General features: G+C 69.4%; 14 protein-coding genes and 1 pseudogene. 9 read left to right on the top strand and 6 right to left on the bottom strand.

The genetic code is table 11. The features are described from left to right. Nucleotides 1–27: 27 nt before the first annotated feature. Nucleotides 28–870, bottom strand: a complete 843-nt coding sequence (locus tag LVJ59_RS09395; protein WP_134352788.1) for an alpha/beta fold hydrolase — start codon at nucleotides 868–870, stop codon at nucleotides 28–30. A gap of 96 nt (nucleotides 871–966) precedes the next feature. On the opposite strand from LVJ59_RS09395, the gene LVJ59_RS09390 reads away from it, so the two are divergent. Further along, nucleotides 967–1,533, top strand: coding sequence for a TetR/AcrR family transcriptional regulator (locus LVJ59_RS09390; RefSeq protein WP_232762799.1), 567 nt, complete (start codon nucleotides 967–969; stop codon nucleotides 1,531–1,533). Between the two features lie 88 nt (nucleotides 1,534–1,621). After that, on the top strand, nucleotides 1,622–2,431 hold the full coding sequence (locus tag LVJ59_RS09385) for a tryptophan-rich sensory protein (RefSeq protein ID WP_232762798.1): 810 nt from the start codon (nucleotides 1,622–1,624) through the stop codon (nucleotides 2,429–2,431). 178 nt (nucleotides 2,432–2,609) lie between these two features. On the opposite strand, the gene LVJ59_RS09380 is transcribed toward LVJ59_RS09385, so the two are convergent. Together LVJ59_RS09380 and LVJ59_RS09375 are read right to left on the bottom strand one after the other, a co-directional pair. Continuing rightward, nucleotides 2,610–3,281 carry a response regulator gene (locus tag LVJ59_RS09380; protein ID WP_131492021.1) on the bottom strand — a complete coding sequence of 224 codons (672 nt, stop codon included), beginning with the start codon at nucleotides 3,279–3,281 and terminating at the stop codon, nucleotides 2,610–2,612. Continuing rightward, on the bottom strand, nucleotides 3,278–5,839 hold the full coding sequence (locus tag LVJ59_RS09375; protein WP_308191503.1) for an ATP-binding protein: 2,562 nt from the start codon (nucleotides 5,837–5,839) through the stop codon (nucleotides 3,278–3,280). Before LVJ59_RS09375 ends, LVJ59_RS09380 begins: the two co-directional genes overlap by 4 nt. A 152-nt stretch (nucleotides 5,840–5,991) precedes the next feature. On the opposite strand from LVJ59_RS09375, the pseudogene LVJ59_RS09370 reads away from it, so the two are divergent. After that, nucleotides 5,992–7,169: pseudogene (locus LVJ59_RS09370) on the top strand (SLC13 family permease). Here the strand turns inward: LVJ59_RS09370 and LVJ59_RS09365 are convergent. Together LVJ59_RS09365 and LVJ59_RS09360 are read right to left on the bottom strand one after the other, a co-directional pair. After that, nucleotides 7,166–7,768, bottom strand: coding sequence for a GNAT family N-acetyltransferase (locus tag LVJ59_RS09365; protein WP_232762797.1), 603 nt, complete (start codon nucleotides 7,766–7,768; stop codon nucleotides 7,166–7,168). The pseudogene LVJ59_RS09370 and the gene LVJ59_RS09365 overlap by 4 nt on opposite strands. Nucleotides 7,769–7,942: 174 nt before the next feature. After that, entirely contained in the window at nucleotides 7,943–8,842 is a 900-nt protein-coding gene (locus tag LVJ59_RS09360) for a DMT family transporter (RefSeq protein ID WP_232762796.1), read from the bottom strand. Nucleotides 8,843–8,888: 46 nt separating this feature from the next. On the opposite strand from LVJ59_RS09360, the gene LVJ59_RS09355 reads away from it, so the two are divergent. Then, nucleotides 8,889–10,295 (top strand): PLP-dependent aminotransferase family protein, encoded by a 1,407-nt coding sequence (locus LVJ59_RS09355; RefSeq protein WP_232762795.1) that lies wholly within the window; start codon nucleotides 8,889–8,891, stop codon nucleotides 10,293–10,295. 27 nt (nucleotides 10,296–10,322) lie between these two features. On the opposite strand, the gene LVJ59_RS09350 is transcribed toward LVJ59_RS09355, so the two are convergent. Further along, a complete protein-coding gene (locus LVJ59_RS09350; protein ID WP_374199071.1) occupies nucleotides 10,323–12,410 on the bottom strand; it encodes an APC family permease in 2,088 nt (695 codons plus the stop codon). 101 nt (nucleotides 12,411–12,511) lie between these two features. Between LVJ59_RS09350 and LVJ59_RS09345 the strand changes: the two genes are divergently transcribed. The 5 genes from LVJ59_RS09345 to LVJ59_RS09325 all read left to right on the top strand — a co-directional run bounded on the left by LVJ59_RS09345 (nucleotide 12,512) and on the right by LVJ59_RS09325 (nucleotide 17,129). Then, nucleotides 12,512–13,600, top strand: a complete 1,089-nt coding sequence (locus LVJ59_RS09345) for a VanZ family protein (protein WP_232762793.1) — start codon at nucleotides 12,512–12,514, stop codon at nucleotides 13,598–13,600. Nucleotides 13,601–13,610: 10 nt separating this feature from the next. After that, on the top strand, nucleotides 13,611–14,306 hold the full coding sequence (locus tag LVJ59_RS09340) for a GTP pyrophosphokinase family protein (RefSeq protein ID WP_047522937.1): 696 nt from the start codon (nucleotides 13,611–13,613) through the stop codon (nucleotides 14,304–14,306). A 245-nt stretch (nucleotides 14,307–14,551) separates the two neighbouring features. Continuing rightward, complete coding sequence (locus LVJ59_RS09335; RefSeq protein ID WP_232762792.1) at nucleotides 14,552–16,168, top strand: molybdopterin-dependent oxidoreductase; 1,617 nt, start codon at nucleotides 14,552–14,554, stop codon at nucleotides 16,166–16,168. A 41-nt stretch (nucleotides 16,169–16,209) separates the two neighbouring features. Further along, the gene (locus LVJ59_RS09330; RefSeq protein ID WP_232762791.1) at nucleotides 16,210–16,698 is read left to right on the top strand and encodes a molybdenum cofactor biosynthesis protein B; all 489 of its coding nucleotides are present in this window, start codon (nucleotides 16,210–16,212) and stop codon (nucleotides 16,696–16,698) included. Then, the gene (locus tag LVJ59_RS09325; RefSeq protein WP_232762790.1) at nucleotides 16,695–17,129 is read left to right on the top strand and encodes a molybdenum cofactor biosynthesis protein MoaE; all 435 of its coding nucleotides are present in this window, start codon (nucleotides 16,695–16,697) and stop codon (nucleotides 17,127–17,129) included. Before LVJ59_RS09330 ends, LVJ59_RS09325 begins: the two co-directional genes overlap by 4 nt. The last annotated feature ends 94 nt before the right edge of the window (nucleotides 17,130–17,223 follow it).

The following is a 17,223-nucleotide window of genomic DNA, read 5'->3' as shown; positions in this document are numbered from 1 at the left end:
AGGCCATTTGCGCGATTCGAACGGGGGTTACTTCTGGAGGAAGTCCTTCAGTGCCGCGTTGACCTCGTCGGCGTGGGTCCAGAGCAGACCGTGCGGGGCTCCCTCGACCTCGACGTAGTCGGCATCCGGCACCGCCTGGTGGAAACGGCGCGCGGTCGCGTCGATCGGGAGGATGTTGTCCTTCGTGCCGTGCAGGATCAGGGTGGGCTTGGCGGCGGCGCGCACGGCCTCGACGTCCCCACGGAAGTCCTCGATCCAGGACGAGACGACCGCGTAGGCGGCGACGGGGGCGCTGCCGATCGCGACGTTCCAGCTGCCGGTGACGGCCTGCTCGCTGATGCGCGAGCCCAGGTTCTCGTCGAGGTTGTAGAAGTTCTCGTAGAAGTCGGTGAACCACGCGAAGCGGTCGCCCTTGGCGGCGGCCTCGATGCCGTCGAAGACCTCCTGCGGCACGCCCTCGGGGTTGTCGTCGCGCTGCACGAGGAAGGGCTCGAGCGAGGCGAGGAAGGCGAGCTTCGCGACGCGGTCGTGGCCGTACGTGGCGACGTAGCGGGCGAGCTCTCCGGTGCCCATCGAGAAGCCGACGAGCACGACGTCACGCAGATCGAGGGTTTCGAGCACGGTGTTGAGGTCGGCGGCGAACGTGTCGTAGTCGTAGCCGACGTTGACCTTGGAGGATCCGCCGAAGCCGCGCCGATCGTAGGTGATGACCCGGTAGCCCTGGGCGAGCAGCTCGCGGGTCTGACGCTCCCAGCTGTGTCCGTCGAGCGGATACCCGTGGATCAGGACGACGGGCTGACCCGATCCCTGGTCTTCGTAGTAGAGCTCGATCGGGGTGCTGTTCTCGTTTCCGACGGTGATGTAGCCCATGATCCGGGTCCTTTCGGTTGAGAGGAGAACGGTCGTTCTCGCTCGATGTGTTCAATCTAGAGAACGTTCGTTCTCGTGTCAAGTAGACTTCTGGACATGACCGAAGACGAGGCCCGTGAACGCATCCTCACCGCGGCGGAGGAGCTTTACTACCGCAAGGGATACGCGGCGGTGGGCATGGATGAACTGCGTGCCGCGGCCGGAGTGTCGCTGCGCCGCCTCTACGCGCTGTTCCCCGCGAAGACCGACATCGTCGCCGCTGTCCTCGCCCGCAAGCACGCCCAGTGGGAGTCCGGGCTCTCGGGGGCCGTGACGGATGCCGGCGACGACCCGCGCGCGCGTCTCCTCGCGGTCTATGAATACCTCGAGAACTGGTTCTGCGCCGACGACTTCCGCGGCTGCGCGTTCATCAACGCGTTCGGCGAGCTCGGGGGCACGAACCCCGAGGTTGCGGAGATCGTGCGCACGCACAAGGCATCGTTCCAGGAGTACATGGCGGGCCTGGTCGCCGACACGGGTGCGCCTGCGGCGCTCGCTGCACAGCTGTCGATCCTCGCCGAGGGGGCACAGAGCACGGCGGCGATCTCGAAGGATCCGTCGGTGGCGGTGCAGGCACGCGGTGCCGCGGAGGTCCTGATCGATGCGGCATTCGCCCGGGCCTGAGTGGGTGTTTCCCTAACCTGGTTAGCGAAACGTCGCCTCGGTGTCAACCCCGATGCGTGTCGGCTCACCGCGCCGTAGCGTCGTGACCATGGACTCACGTACGAAGGGCATCGGCCGGCAGACCCTGGTCATCGCGTCGGCGACGTTCATGCTGATCGCCGCCACCATCGGAGCGGGGGCGTTCGGCGGGGCATCCGTCGACGACCTGCAGGACGGAGCCCTCTCGGCTCAGGGCTCCTACCTCGCTCCGGCAGGACCGGCGTTCTCGATCTGGTCGCTCATCTACCTCGGACTCATCGTCTACACGGTGTGGCAGGCGCTCCCGGCGCAGCGGCAGGATCCCCGTCAGCGGGCGGTCGGTGGATGGATCGCGGTGTCGATGGTGCTGAACGGGCTGTGGCTGGTGACCGCGAGGTACCTGACGCTGTGGCTCACGGTCGTCGTGATCGCGCTGCTGCTCGTCGTGCTCGCCCGCGTGATCGTGGTGCTCGGCCGCTTCCCGGCGCGCACCGTCGCGGATCGCATCCTCACCGACGGCGCGAACGGGCTGCACTTCGGCTGGGTCACGATCGCCACCGTCGCGAACACCGCTGCCTGGCTCACCCAAATCGCTCCGGAGAGCTGGGCCGACGCCGCGGACGCCTGGGCCATCGCCGTGCTCGTGGTCGTCTTGGTGATCGGTGCCGCGGCGGCGTGGGCCACCGGCCGGATCGCTCCCGCCCTCGCGACGGCGTGGGGACTGGCCTGGCTCGCGGTCGGACGACTGACCGGGGAGCCGGAGAGCACCCCGACCGCCATCGCCGCGATCATCGTGGCCGTGCTGCTCGTCGTCACCGGTGTCGTCGCGGTGCTGCGCCGGACGCGCGCTGCGCACAACTCCTCAGAGTCGTCGCGCTGAGCGCAGCGTGGGCCGATTTCCGGGTCGGTTCCGGCAGTTCTTGCTGAGTTGTGAACGACGCGCGCAACTCAGGAAGGCCGCGCCGCATCACCCGGAAACGGCGACACACCGTCACCGGGTCGCATGTTCTTCCTGAGTTACGAACGGCGAGCCGGCGCACCCCGGCGCGGGCGACGGCTCAGAGCACGAGTCGGTAGCCCATCCCCGCCTCGGTGAGCAGGTGCACCGGAGCACCCGGCTCCCGTTCGAGCTTCTTCCGCAGTTGCGACATGTACAGCCGCAGATAACCGGAGTCGGAGACCTGCTCGCTGCCCCAGATCTCCTTCAACAGGTCCTGCCGGGTGACCAGGGCTCCTGGATGCCGCGACAGGTGCTCCAGCATGCGCCACTCGGTCGGGGTCAGGTGCACGCGTGTTCCGGCGCGGGTGACGGTCTTCGTGGCCAGGTCGACGACGACCTCACCGAAGGCCACGACGGATTCGCCGTTCGCGGGGGCCGATCGGCGGGACAGCGCGCGCAACCGGGCGAGGAGTTCATCAACCTGGAACGGCTTCGTGACGAAGTCGTCGGCGCCGGCGTCCAGCGCGTCGACCTTGTCGGCTGAACCGGTGCGTCCGGACACCACGATGATCGGCACGTTCGTCCACCCGCGCAGCGCCTGGATCACCTCGATGCCGTCGAGTCGGGGCATGCCGAGGTCGAGCATGATCAGGTCGGGGTGGGACTGCGCGGCGGCGGCGATCGCGGCGGCACCGTCGGCGGCCACGACGACCTCGTATCCGTGGGCGGCCAGTGTGATCCGCAGCGCCCGCACCATCTGCGGGTCGTCGTCGGCGATGAGGAGCTTCACTCCGTCCCCTCCGTGTCGGGAAGCCCTGCGCCGAGCGGCAGGGAGATGACCATGGTGAGGCCTCCACCAGGGGTGTCCTCCGGTGTCAGGGTACCGCCCATGCCTTCGGTGAACCCGCGGGACAGGGCGAGTCCGAGTCCGAGTCCCGTCGTGTTGTCGGTGTCACCGAAGCGCTGGAACGGCTGGAAGATGCGGTCGCGCCGCTCGGGAGCGATACCTGCCCCGCGGTCGATCACGCGGATCTCGGCGCGGTCGCCGATCGTGCTGGTCGAGATGATCACGCGGCTGCCGTCCGGGGCATGACGGTGCGCGTTCGCGAGCACGTTCACCAGTACGCGCTGCAGCAGCACGGGATCGGCGAACACCGGCGGCAGGTCCGGGTCGAGGGCGAGCTCGACGTCTGCCGGCCCCAACCCGAGCTCGTCGACGGCGGCGAGCACGGTGCCGGCGGCATCCATCCGGGACGAGGAGACCGCGAGCACGCCGGCCTGCACGCGACTCACATCGAGCAGGTCGGTGACCAGCGCCGACAGCGTCGCAAGGCTCTCGTCGGCGGTGGCGAGCAGTTCTTCGCGGTCGGTCGCCGACAGCCCGTGCGCACCGCGCAGGCCGCCGATCGCCGCGACCGCCGAGGCCAGCGGTCGCCGCAGGTCATGGCTCACGGCCGACAGCAGAGCGCTGCGCACCTGGTCGGTCTCGGCCAGGGCTTCGGCTTCGCTGGCGGTGGCGCGCAGGTCGGTGTGCTCGATCGCGGCGGAGAGTTGCGCGATGATCGCATCGAGCAGGCGTCGTTCCGGTCCGGCCAGAGGTTCGCCGTTCAACTCCAGCAGCGCCCGGGGGCCACCGCCTGCTCTGACGCCGATCGGCAGGGTCGTGGCGCGGCCGTCGGCCACCGGTTCGCCGTCGCTCGCCAGCACCTCGCCATCGGGGGAGAGCACCCGCACTCCGCTGAGTCCGAACGCCTCGCGGGTGCGGCTGACCAGCGCCAGCACCGCGTTGTCGCCCCGGAGCACGTTGCCGGCGACTGCGGCGAGCAGCTCGGCCTCGGCGGCGGCGCGCTGAGCCGTGCGGGCTCGTCGTGCGGCCTGGTCGACGATGATGCTGACCAGGATCGCGATGACGACGTAGAGGGACAGGGCGAGCGCGTGCAGCGGGTGCGCGATCGTGATCGTGAACAGTGGCGCGACGAAGAGGAAGTCGAGCGTGATCCCGGAGAGCACCGCGGCGAACACGGCGGGACGGATGCCGCCGATCAGGGCGACCACGACGACGAGGAGCTGATAGGCGAGCACCTCGGCGGTGATCGATTCGGGGCTGCGGACCGTGAACATGATCCATGACAGGATCGGTCCGAAGACGAGCGCGATCGCGAATCCCAGGAGCTGTCGGCGCCAGCCGAGCGCCCCGCCGGTGATACGCGGCAGAGCCTGGCGACCACCGGCAGCCGCGTGCGTCACGATGTGCACGTCGATGTCGCCGGATCGGCGGATGACCTCCGATCCGATGCCGGGGCCGGTGAGCGCGGCGGTGAGTCGACTGCGTCGGCTGACCCCGATCACCAGCTGTGTGGCGTCGGCCGCCTGCGCGAACTCGACCAGGGTGGACGGGATGTCGTCGCCGACCACCTGGTGATAGCTGCCGCCGAGCGACTCCACGAGAAGGCGCTGGGAGGTGAGCGCTCCGGGCGTCTCGCTGCGCAGACCGTCCTGTGCCGAGACATGTACGGCGAGCAGTTCGCCGCCGGCCGAGCGTGCCGCGATCCGTGCCCCGCGCCGGAGCAGGGTCTCGCCCTCCGTGCCGCCGGTGAGAGCGACCACGACACGCTCCCTGGCCTGCCAGTTGCCCTCGATCCCCTGTTCGGCGCGGTAGGTGCGCAGCGCGCTGTCGACCTCGTCGGCGAGCCACAGCAACGCTAGCTCACGCAGCGCGGTCAGGTTCCCCAACCGGAAGTAGTTCGACAGGGCGGCGTCGATCCGCTCGGCCGGATAGACCAGCCCGGCGGAGAGCCGATCGCGCAGCGATTGCGGCGCGAGGTCGACGACCTCGATCTCATCCGCGGCCCGGACGACGGCATCCGGGATCGTCTCCCGCTGCGCGATCCCGGTGATCTTCTCGACCACGGCGTTGAGCGACTCGATGTGCTGCACGTTGACGGTGGTGACCACGTCGATGCCGGCGTCCAGCAGATCGTCGACGTCCTGCCAGCGCTTCGGGTGCCGCGAGCCCGGGATGTTCGTGTGGGCGAGTTCATCGACCAGGGCGATCTCCGGGGCGCGCGCGAGCACGGCCTCGAGGTCGAGTTCGGTCAGGGCGACGCCTCGGTGCTCATCGACCCGGCGCGGTATTTCCGGCAGCCCGACGGTCTGCGCCTGGGTAGCAGCGCGATCGTGGGTTTCGACGATCGCGATGACGACGTCGTGACCCTCCTCGCGGAGGCGGCGGCCTTCGGCGAGCATCTCGAACGTCTTGCCGACGCCCGGGGCAGCGCCCAGGAGCACGCGGAGGCGTCCGCGTCGCGACTGTTCCGGAGCCGGACGCTGCGTCCGCTCTGCGCTCACTCGCCCTCCCGGTCATCCGACGCGGGATTCATGTCGGCGACGTCGATGTGCTCCTCGCCGAGGAATCCCCGATCCCGTCCTTGAATCCTAGACTCCACGAGGCACCGCACCGGGTGCTCCCCTTCGCGCTGAAGTGCCCCTATGCTCACCAGGTGAGCACCAGAGAGTGGCGTATCGGCGCAGGGACGTGGGTCGTCGGAGGGCTCGTCGTCCTCGCCCTCGTCCTCGTGCTGACCGAATACCTCCCGCAGTCGGACGCCGATGCTCTCGGGCAGCGGATCGCGCCGGTGCTGGGGTTCGTCGTCGCGATCACCGTCGTCGCCGAGCTCGCCCGCGACGCGGCGGTCTTCGATGTCGTCTCGCAACGGCTCGCCCGCTGGGGGGCGGGCGTGTGCTCATCCTCTGGGCGCTCGTCGTGGTGCTCGCGGTGGTGAGCACGGTGTTCCTGTCCCTCGACACGACCGCCGTGATCGTCACGCCGGTCGTCATCGTGCTCGCGCAGAGCGTCGGCGTCTCCCCGCTCCCCTTCGCCCTGGCCACCGTGTGGCTGGCGAACACGGCTTCCCTCGCCCTACCGGTGTCGAACCTGACCAACCTGCTCGCCGCACCCGCGATCGGCGACGGTCCCGCGGCGTTCATCGCCCTGAGCTGGGCACCGACTCTGGTCGGCATCCTGATGCCCGTCGTGATCCTGACCGTGGTGCACCGGCGCACCGTGTTCGCGGCGTACGAGACGCCGCCGCCCCGGCGCCCCGCCGACCCGATGCTGTTCTGGAGCGCTGCCGGGATCCTCGTCGTGCTGATGCCACTGCTGGTCGTCACGCACGACGTGTGGATCCCCGCCACAGCCGCGGCGCTCGCGCTCATCGTGGTGTTCGCGGTGCGGCGGCGCCGGGCGCTGCGGCTCGCGCTCGTGCCGTGGCAGGCGATCGCGCTCGCCGCATCGCTGTTCGTGCTGGTCGAGGCCGCGCACGCGCAGGGCCTCCTCGACTTCCTGACGGCGCAGACCGCGAACGGCGACTCCCCCGGCGATCTGTTCCGGTTGGCCGCGCTCGGGGCCGTGAGCGCCAACGCGATCAACAACCTCCCCGCATATCTCGTGCTCGAGCCCGTCGCCGCGGATCCGGTCGCGCTGATGGCCCTTCTGATCGGCGTCAACCTCGGCCCGCTGATCACGCCGTGGGCCTCGCTCGCGACGCTGCTGTGGCATCACCGCATCACGGCGCTCGGAGTCACGATCCGCTGGCGCGGGTACATGCTGTGGGGCGTGGTCGCCGCCGTGCCGACCGTGCTGGTGGCCGTTCTCGTCCTGTTCCTCGTCTCGGGCTAGACGCCCCGCTCCGGCGGCCACTCCTCGGCGAGCAGTCCGTAGTTCATGCCGTCGAACCATTCGCCCGAGCGGTGCAGCGCCGTCTTCCGGCTGAACTCCTCGCGGCGCATCCCCAGGCGTTCCATCACGCGCCAGGAGGGCTCGTTGTCGGCGAAGCACCCGGCGTGCACGCGGCGCAGCCCCAGTGCGCCGAAGCACACATCGATCACCGCGCGGATCGCCTCGGTCGCATAGCCGTGGCCGGTGTACGCGGGGTCGAGCACCCAGCCGAGTTCAGCCTCGACGCCCTTCGCCTCGGCCTCGACTTCGGCCTGGGCCCAGCCATCGCCGAGTTGCACCATGATGTCGCCGATCGGCGTCGGGGCGGCGCCTTCGTGCGCGGGCAGCAGCTCCACGAGGTACAGCGATGCCAGGCGCTCCGGAGCGAGATACCGTTCACGGAACGCATCCCGCGTGTCGGGCGCGGCCCCGAGCCACCGGTTCACCTCGGGGAGCCGCCGCCACTCCCACATCACATCGACGTCGGCGGGCGTGCAGGGGCGCACCTGAAGTCGGTCTGTCCGTGCAGGCCACGGCTCGGGGGTTCGCGTCTCGGTCATCGCTCCACCCTAGGGTCGACCGGCGACACCGTGCTGCTGGTGTTCCTCGCAGCACGGGATGGTGCGAGGCCACGAGGCCGCCGGCGGGGGAGACGAACGTCGCCCACGGGTTGCCGCGGATCAAGCGCTTGACCTCGTCGGGATCGGTCATCAGGTACCGGGGTGTGTGACGCATCAGGAGTCCTTTCTTCGGGGCGCGCTCGGTCGGTGGGTGATCAGTCGGGTACGCACGGCGAGGGCGGCGCAGGCGATCACCGCGAGCCCGCCGATAGCGGTGGCCCAACCGATCTGCTCGTGCAGCAGGAGCGCCGCCCAGGCGATGCCCATCACGGGTTGGACGAGCTGGATCTGGCTCACCTGTGCCATCGGACCGATCGCGAGGCCGCGGTACCAGGCGAAGAAGCCGAGGAACATGCTCACCGCGGCGAGGTAGGCGAAGGCGAGCCACTGCACGGGCGTCGCGGCCGGCGGCTGCTGAACGGCCGACACCACCGTCAAAGCCGCCATCAGCGGAGCGGCGACGATCAGCGCCCACGACACGGTCTGCCAGGAGCCGAGTTCGCGGGCGAGCAGACCGCCCTCCGCGTAGCCGATCGCGGCGGCGATGACAGCCCCGAACAACAGGAGGTCGGCAGCGCTGAGGGAGTCGAGCCCGTCGTTCTGCAATGCGGCGAACACGACCGCGGCGACGGCACCGAGGCTCGCGAAGATCCAGAAGGATCGGGTGGGCCGTTCGCGGGTGCGGAGCACGACAGCGACGGCGGTCGCCGCGGGGAGCACGCCGATCACGACCGCACCGTGGCTGGCGGGGGTCGTGGTCATCGCGAACGAGGTCAGGACGGGGAACCCGGCAACGACCCCACCGGCGACGATCGCGAGGCGGCCCCACTGCGTCGTCGTGGGACGTCGCTGGCGCGTCACGGCCAGGGCGATTCCGGCGAGGAGGGCGGCGACGACCGCACGCCCGGCGCCGACGAACAGCGGTGAGAGCCCGTCGATCGCGATGCGCGTGAGCGGAAGGGTGAAGGAGAAGGCGAGGACGCCGAGAAGCCCCCACCGGACACCGGCAGGCATTGATAGCACTGTCCTTCGCGGGGCGATAACGCTACTGTCTACTTTCATGAGTCAGGATAGCAGTGACCGCATCGTCGCCGGGGTGCGCGCGTGGATCTCCTCCGCATCTCCGGGTGCGCGGGTGCCGTCGAACCGTGCGCTCATGGCCGAGTACGGGGCCGGCCCGGTGACCGTGCAGAAGGCGATGCAGCAACTCGCGCGGCTCGGTCTGGTCGAGTCTCGCCCGGGCGCGGGGACGTTCGTCCGCGCCGCGCCCATCGTTCGCACGGTCGACTACGGCTGGCAGACTGCCGCCCTCGGCGCTGCGCCGGCCGGACTCGCGGGCCTCTCGTCGACGCAACGCACGGTCGCGCCCGATGCGATCGGACTGCACTCGGGATACCCCGCGGTCGACCTGCTGCCGCAGCGGCTCGTGCGACAGGCGCTCGTCCGTGCCGCCCGATCGGACGCGGCGCTGACCCGTTCACCCGCAGCGGGCCTCCCCGAGCTGCAGGCGTGGTTCGCCGGTGAACTCGCGTCCGCCGCACCGGTGGGGATCACACCCGCCTCGGCGCGGGACGCCCTGATCATCTCGGGCAGCCAGAGCGGGTTGAGCTCGATCTTCCGTGCCGTCGTGGGGGCCGGGCAGCCGCTGCTGATCGAGTCGCCGACGTACTGGGGCGCGATGCTCGCCGCCGCGCAGGCTGGTGTGGTCCTGGTGCCGATCCCGTCTGGTCCGCATGGGCCGGATCCGGACGACGTCGAGCGGGCGTTCGCGCAGACCGGCGCGCGGGCGTTCTACGCGCAGCCGACGTTCGCGAACCCGACCGGAGCGCAGTGGCCTGTCGCGACGGGAGAGGCCGTGCTCGACACGGTCCGCCGTCACCGGGCGTTCCTGATCGAGGACGACTGGGCGCACGACCTGGGGATCGACGCCGCTCCGAGGCCGATCACCGCGTCGGATGATGACGGTCACGTGGTCTATCTGCGCTCGCTCACGAAGAGCGCCTCACCGGCCCTGCGTGTCGCGGCCGCGATCGTCCGAGGGCCTGCGCGTGATCGGATCCTCGCGGACCGCGCTGCCGAGTCGATGTACGTGAGTGGTGTGCTCCAGACCGCGGCTCTCGATGTGGTGAGCCAGCCCGCCTGGCGCACGCACCTGCGCGGATTCCGCGAGCACCTGCGAGCGCGGCGCGATCTGCTCCTCTCGAGTCTCGCCGCGCACGCGCCCTCCGCGCAGGTCGAGGGCGTTCCGGCCGGTGGGCTCAACCTGTGGGTGCGACTGCCCGACGGGACGGATGTCGGGCAGGTCGTCCGCGAGTGCGAGGTGCGCGGAGTCATCATCGCGCCGGGATCCGAGTGGTTCCCGGCCGAGCCCTCCGGGTCCTACGTGCGCCTCAATTACGCGAACGCCGACCCGGCGCGCTTCGCCGAGGCCGCCGGCGTCCTGGGTGCCGTGCTCGACGGGATCTGACTCGAAGGCCCCGTCGCCGCCCCGCGACTACTCCTGCGGCGGGCCGGCGGGCCGGTGTGCGCGCCGACCGTTGACGACCACGGGGCGCCCCGCGCGCTCCTGACCCGGAAGCGGGCGGGAGCGGCGGCCGTAGATGAGCTCCGACGAGTCGAGCAGCCAGGGCACGAGCGTGATCGACACCCCGTGCACGAGCATCAGCTGGTTGGCGAGGCGGCGGGCCCGACGGTTGTGCAGGAACGACTCCCACCAGTGTCCGACGATGTACTGCGGCAGGTACACGGTCACCACCGAGGAGCCATGCTTCTCCCGGTACTGCTTGATGAACTGGGTCACCGGCTGCGCGAACGACCGGTACGGCGACTCGACGATCACGAGCGGGATCGGCACGAGATGGTCGGCCCACTCCTGCTGCAGCTGGGCCGCGTCGTCGGACGCCACGGCCACGTGCACCGCCAGGGTCTTGCCGTGCTTGGCCGCGATCGCGTAGTCGATGGCCTTCACGACGGGCTTCTGCAGCCGGTTGACGAGGACGATCGCGAGGTCGCCGGTCGCCCCGAACTTGGTCGTGTCGTCGATCGCGATCTCGTGCTCGACGTCGCGGTAGTACCGCTTCACGCCCAGCATCAGGAAGGCCAGGACTGGGATCGCGAAGAAGACGAGATACGCTCCGTGCGTGAACTTGGTGATCGTCACGATGACCAGCACGAGCACGGTCATCGCGGCGCCGGTCGAGTTGATGATGAGTCCGACCTTGGCCGAGCGGCGATCCGATGCCGAGGCCCCGTCGATCCCGGAACCGGACCCGTTCTCCACCGGCCCCCGGAGCACGCGTCGCCAGTGCCTGACCATGCCGATCTGTCCGAGCGAGAACGAGACGAACACCCCGATGATGTAGAGCTGGATGAGGGTCGTCAGCCGCGCCTGGAACACCACGAGAACGGCGATCGCGGCGATGCCGAGCAGGATCATGCCGTTCGAGAACACCAGGCGGTCACCGCGCGTGTTGAGCGACTTGGGGGCGTATCCGTCACGGGCCAGCACCGCGCCCAGCAGGGGGAAGCCGTTGAACGCGGTGTTCGCGGCGAGCAGCAGCACGCACGCGGTCGCTGCCTGCACGATGAAGAACGCGATGCTGCCGCCGCCGAACGTCGCCGCGGCGATCTGCGCCATCAGGCTCGGCTGGGGGGTCGAGCAGTCGAAGCCGATCAGGTCGCAGGGGTTCTCGGCATAGTGCACCCCGGCGATCAGGGCGAGAGCGGTCAGGCCGGCGAACAGGCAGATGGCGATCGACCCCATCAGCACGAGGGTCGACTGGGCGTTGCGCACCTTGGGAGCCCGGAATGCGGGGACACCGTTCGACACCGCCTCGACGCCGGTGAGCGCGGAGCATCCGCTGGAGAACGCACGGAGGATCAGCAGGATCACCGCGGCCTGACCGAGGTTCTCGGCCTGCACCGAGAAGTCGTGGCTCGAGGCCACCGGCGCATCGCCCAGGAACGTCCGGATCAGCCCGGTCGCGATCATGATGCCGACCGAGCCGATGAACACGTACGTGGGGATGGCGAACACGAGCGACGCCTCACGCACGCCGCGCAGGTTCACGATGATGATGAGGATCACGAAGCCGACCGCGAGCTCGACGCGGAGCGGGTCGAGGCCGGGCGCGGCGGAGATGATGTTGTCGACACCGGAGGCGACCGACACGGCCACGGTCAGCACGTAGTCGACCAGGAGGGCCGCGGCGACGATCACACCGGGGATCTCGCCGAGGTTCTTCGACGCGACCTCGTAGTCGCCGCCGCCCGACGGGTAGGCCTTGATCAGCTGTCGGTAGCTCAGGACGACGACGACCAGCAGCACCACGACCGCGATCGCGACCAGCGGCGTGAAGGAGAGGAACGTGAGTCCACCGATCAGCAGGATCATCACGAGTTCCTGCGGCGCGTAGGCCACCGAGCTCAACGCGTCGGACGCGAAGATCGGCAGTGCCATCCGCTTCGGGAGCAGTTGTTCGTCGACCTGCTGGCTCGTCAGCGGTTCGCCGATGAGGATGCGCTTGGCGAGCGGCGGAGTGTCCGCGCCCTCCCTGTTTTCGTCTGACACGTCGGGCGACACTACGCCTGCCGATGTCATCCTCCTGCGATCCTCACGGAATCCCTACGGCCGGACGTGCTGTCCTCACGGAATCCTTACGGCCGCGGTTACACTGGCTCGCGGTGGAAGATCAGGTGCGGCTCGGAGTCATCGCGATCGCGATCGGGCTGGCGTTCGGCGTCGTCCTGTTCGTGCCCTTCGTCGCGGTCAGCTACCGTCGTCGCGGGCGGCTCGGTGTCGGGCGCGCGCTGCTCTGGCTCTCGGCTCTGATCTACTTCTGGGCGATCTGGACGTACACGCTTCTCCCGCTGCCCGACCCCGAGACGATCCGCTGCGTGGGGGCGATCACGGATCCGGTGTCGGTCGTGCGCGATGTGCAGAAGGCGCTCGCGGCACCGGGCAGTCCGCTGCGGCAGCCCGCCCTTCTGCAGCTGGTCTTCAACGTGCTGCTGTTCATGCCGCTCGGCTTCTTCGTGCGGGTGATCGCCGGTCGTGGCGTGCTCACGGCGCTCGCCGTCGGATTCGGCCTGTCCTTGCTGGTCGAGACCACCCAACTCACCGGTGTATGGGGCATCTACCCCTGCGCATACCGCTTCTTCGACGTCGGTGACCTCATGACGAACACCCTCGGTGCGGTCGTGGGCTGCATGCTGGCGCTCGTCGTGCCGCGGAAGCTGCGGGGCGCGAAAGCGAGTCCGGACGCCGACCTTCCGCGTCCGGTCACCCGTGGTCGACGGGCCCTCGCGATGCTGTGCGATGCCCTCGCGTACGGCTTCCTGAGCACCGCCATCGGCGTGACGGTGCAGGTGTGGCTGGAGTACGTCGTGCGTGACAGGGCGGCCGTGATCGACGGGTCGATCTCCTCCGCCGCCGGAGCCGTCGTCCCCGCCGGCCTGTTCCTGGTGCTGATCCTGTCGACCGGACGCTCGGTCGGCGACTTCGCCGTGCAGCTGCGCTACACGGGCTCGCGGCTGCCCGCGCCGATCGCCCGCCCCCTGCGCTGGGCTGGAGGTATCGCCGGCCTCAGTGCGCTCGCCCTGGGCGGCACCCTGTTCGACCTCGCCTCCTCGATCCTGATCCTCGTCGCGATCGTGCTGCTGTTCACCACACGCCTCGGGCGCGGGCTCCCCGGTGTGCTTTCCGGCCAGCGCCTCGTCGATGCCCGCTCGGACATCGAGGATCCACAGCCGTTTCCGATCACGAACGCGTAACGTCGGAAGCATGACGACCGTTCACGTCACCGAGGACACGATCAACCAGGCTCGCGAGCTGCGTGACGAGCTGCAGCGTTTCCTGCGCGAGTACGAGTTCGGGATGCGTGAGGTCGAGACGAAGATCTCCATCCTCCGTGACGAGTTCACGCACGACCATGCGTACAACCCGATCGAGCACGTGAAGAGCCGTCTCAAGTCGCCCGACAGCATCGTCGAGAAGCTCGCCCGCAAGGGGATCGACGAGCCGGACTTCGACCGGATCCGCGCGGAGATCACCGACATCGCGGGTGTGCGGGTCACCTGCAGCTTCGTCGCCGACGTGTACCGCCTGTTCGACCTGCTCACCGCGCAGGACGACATCACCGTGCGCACGGTCAAGGACTACATCGCGCAGCCGAAGGCCAACGGCTACAAGAGCCTGCACGCGATCATCGAGGTGCCGGTGTTCCTGTCGACCGGTGCGTTGTCGGTGCCCGTCGAGGTGCAGTTCCGCACGATAGCGATGGACTTCTGGGCGAGCCTCGAGCACAAGATCTACTACAAGTTCTCGAACCAGGTGCCCTCGCACCTCGTCGACAGCCTGTCCGATGCCGCCGATGCCGCCGCCGAGCTCGACAGCCGGATGGAGCGTCTGCACCGGGAGGCGCACGGGGTGCCGCAGCGCCGGCTCGCTCCGCCGCCCCCGCCCGTCGTTCCCGTCTGACCTCCGCCCGGTCTGACCTCCGCCCGGTCTGGCTCTCCGCCCGCGGACGTTCACAACTCCGGAAGATCGGAGTGTCAGGTGAACGGCTCGCCCGTCATACCGCGCCTGACGCGTTCCTCTCCTGCCGTTTTTGCGGAGCTATGAACGGGTCCGCGCGACGTCTTCCGCAGATCGTCAGATCCGATCGCGCCTCCGCTCCGAACAACGGGGGATGACGCCGGCGACCGGTGGAACAGGAGACGATCATGGTGCAACGCCGCAGCGGCAAGAGGTTCTTCGTCTGGGCCGCCCTCGCGGGCGTGATCGGGGGTGGCGTCTTCCTCGCCACGGCGGAGGTGTTCGCGCTTCTGTTCGCGCGCACCGCCAGCCCGATCCTCGCGGTCGGCGGCTTCGTGATCGACATCGTGCCCCAGCCCTTCAAGGAGTTCGCGATCGCCACCTTCGGCGAGTACGACAAGATCGCCCTGCTGGCGGGGCTCGGTCTGGCCGTCCTCATCGCCTCGGCGATCGCCGGGATCTTGCAGTTCGTGCGTCCGCCGCTCGGCGTGATCGCGCTGGTGATCGCGGGCGTGCTCTCGACCGCGGCGATCGTCACCCGCGCGGGCGTCGCGCCCCTCGCGTTCCTGCCCCCGGTCCTCGGCACCGTCGCGGGATCGATCATCCTCGTGCTCCTGTGCCGCCGGCTGCGCGGGTGGAGAGACTCATTCGCAGGCGCCAGCGAGGACGACCGGGCTATGGCGACCACGGATGATCCCCCGACCGATCTCGCCGAAGGAGAGTCCGCCCGGCCCGGGATCGACCGTCGTCGGTTCTTCCTCCTCGCTGCCGTCGCCGGTGCGTCCGCGCTCGTCGTGGGAATCACCGCCCGCACGGTGAGCATGGCCGTGTCCTCGGTCGAAGCCGTCCGCAGTGCGCTCAAGCTCCCCTCTCCGAAGACCACGGTCACGGTGCCGCAGGGCGCGGAGCTGGACATCCCCGGACTCAGCAAGCTGTTCACCCCGAACAAGGACTTCTACCGGGTCGACACGGCCCTCACGGTTCCCTCGATCGACCCGGACACCTGGCGCCTGGTGATCGACGGCATGGTCGACCAGCGTGTGGAGATGAGCTTCCAGGACATCCTCGACATGGGTCTCGACGAGTATGCGATCACGCTCACGTGCGTGTCGAACGAGGTCGGCGGCGAACTCGTCGGCAACGCGAAGTGGCTGGGCGTGCCGTTGCGCGACGTGCTCAAGAAGGCGGGCGTCAAGTCCGGTGCCGACATGGTGCTCTCGCGCAGCGTCGACGGTTACACGGCGAGCACGCCGCTGTCGGCACTCACCGATGATGACCTCGACGCGATCCTGGCGGTCGGGATGAACGGCGAGCCGCTGCCGCTCGAACACGGTTTCCCCGTGCGGATGGTCGTGCCGGGACTCTACGGCTACGTGTCGGCGACCAAGTGGCTCACCGAACTCAAGGTCACGACGTTCGCCGAGGACGAGGCGTACTGGACACCGCGCGGTTACAGCGCCGAGGCGCCGATCAAGTTCTCCTCCCGCGTCGACACCCCCAAGATCGGCGAGGCGGTGGATGCGGGGAAGATCCCGATCGCAGGCGTCGCCTGGGCGCAGTCGGTCGGCATCGAGCGCGTGGAGGTGAGCATCGACGACGGCGACTGGGTTGCGGCCACGCTGTCGACGCCGATCAACGATGACACCTGGGTGCAGTGGTTCATGGAATGGGATGCCACCCCGGGGACGCACTACGTCGCCGTGCGCGCCGTGAACAAGAACGGCGACCTGCAGATCCAGGAGCGCGCACCCATCGCGCCGAACGGATCGTCGGGCTGGCAGCGTTCGCTCGTCCGCGTCACCTGATACCGGTGCACCGTCATCGGCGCGGGCCTAGGGTGGGAGCCATGGGCCCGTACCCCGCACTCGTCATCACCGTCTCGGATCGATCGGCCTCCGGAGAGCGCGAGGATCGGGGCGGCCCGATCGCCGTGGGGTTGCTTCGTGACGCCGGGTGGCACTGCCCCGATGCCGAGGTCATCGCCGACGGAGCGGGTTCTGTGGCGGATGCCCTGCGCCGGGCGGTCGCGCGCGGCATCCGGTTGGTCGTGACCACCGGTGGGACGGGCGTCGGGCCCCGTGACCTGACGCCGGAGGGGACGCGCCGGGTGATCACCCGTGAGATCCCCGGGATCGCGGAGGAGCTGCGCCGCAGCGGACTCGCCGACACCCCGCTCTCGGTGCTTTCGCGCGGGCTCGCGGGCATCGTGGACCCCGACGGCATGCTCGTCGTGAACCTCCCCGGTTCGCCCCGAGCCGTCGCCTCCGGTGTGCCCGTGGTGCTCGGCGTCGCCGCGCACATCCTGGATCAAGTCGAAGGCGGAGACCACTCATGAACGACGTACGCATCGCAGCCGTGTCGGAAGAACTCCTCGATCTCGATGTCCACCTCGCCGCGGTCGAAGATCCGCGCCTGGGAGCGGTGACGACGTTCGTCGGCCGGGTGCGCGACAACGACCCGGATGCGCAGACGCCCGTGGTCGGACTGGAGTACAGCGCGCACCCCGATGCGGAAGCCACGTTGCGGCGGATCGCGGAGGAGGCCGGTGCCGGTGCCGATGCTCCCACTGTGGTGGCTGTGAGTCATCGCGTCGGACGCCTCGATGTGGGTGATGCCGCGGTGGTGATCGCGGTGGCCTCCGAGCACCGTGCCGAGGCGTTCGAGGTGTGCCGTGCGGTCATCGAGGCGATCAAGAGCGACCTCCCCGTGTGGAAGCGTCAGCTCGAGGTCGACGGCACCACGTCGTGGAAGGGCATCGGCGGCTGAGTCCTGCGCGCCATCGCCGTTCTCGACGCGTCACCTGCCGTTCTCGACGCGTCACTTGCATGAGGTTCTGCCGTATGCAGGAGGAAACACCGGC

Origin of the sequence: Microbacterium sp. KKR3/1, assembly GCF_021272365.1 — a bacterium.
GTDB lineage: Bacteria > Actinomycetota > Actinomycetes > Actinomycetales > Microbacteriaceae > Microbacterium > Microbacterium aurugineum.
This window is presented reverse-complemented; position numbering and strand designations above follow the sequence as displayed.

Coding starts and splice junctions, on each gene's coding strand:
- LVJ59_RS09340 (WP_047522937.1), top strand. CDS start 13,611: ATGACGACCGTTCACGTCACCGAGGACACGATCAACCAGGCTCGCGAG.
- LVJ59_RS09325 (WP_232762790.1), top strand. CDS start 16,695: ATGAACGACGTACGCATCGCAGCCGTGTCGGAAGAACTCCTCGATCTC.
- LVJ59_RS09360 (WP_232762796.1), bottom strand. CDS start 8,842: ATGCCTGCCGGTGTCCGGTGGGGGCTTCTCGGCGTCCTCGCCTTCTCC.
- LVJ59_RS09330 (WP_232762791.1), top strand. CDS start 16,210: ATGGGCCCGTACCCCGCACTCGTCATCACCGTCTCGGATCGATCGGCC.
- LVJ59_RS09390 (WP_232762799.1), top strand. CDS start 967: ATGACCGAAGACGAGGCCCGTGAACGCATCCTCACCGCGGCGGAGGAG.
- LVJ59_RS09395 (WP_134352788.1), bottom strand. CDS start 870: ATGGGCTACATCACCGTCGGAAACGAGAACAGCACCCCGATCGAGCTC.
- LVJ59_RS09365 (WP_232762797.1), bottom strand. CDS start 7,768: ATGACCGAGACGCGAACCCCCGAGCCGTGGCCTGCACGGACAGACCGA.
- LVJ59_RS09385 (WP_232762798.1), top strand. CDS start 1,622: ATGGACTCACGTACGAAGGGCATCGGCCGGCAGACCCTGGTCATCGCG.
- LVJ59_RS09335 (WP_232762792.1), top strand. CDS start 14,552: ATGGTGCAACGCCGCAGCGGCAAGAGGTTCTTCGTCTGGGCCGCCCTC.
- LVJ59_RS09355 (WP_232762795.1), top strand. CDS start 8,889: ATGAGTCAGGATAGCAGTGACCGCATCGTCGCCGGGGTGCGCGCGTGG.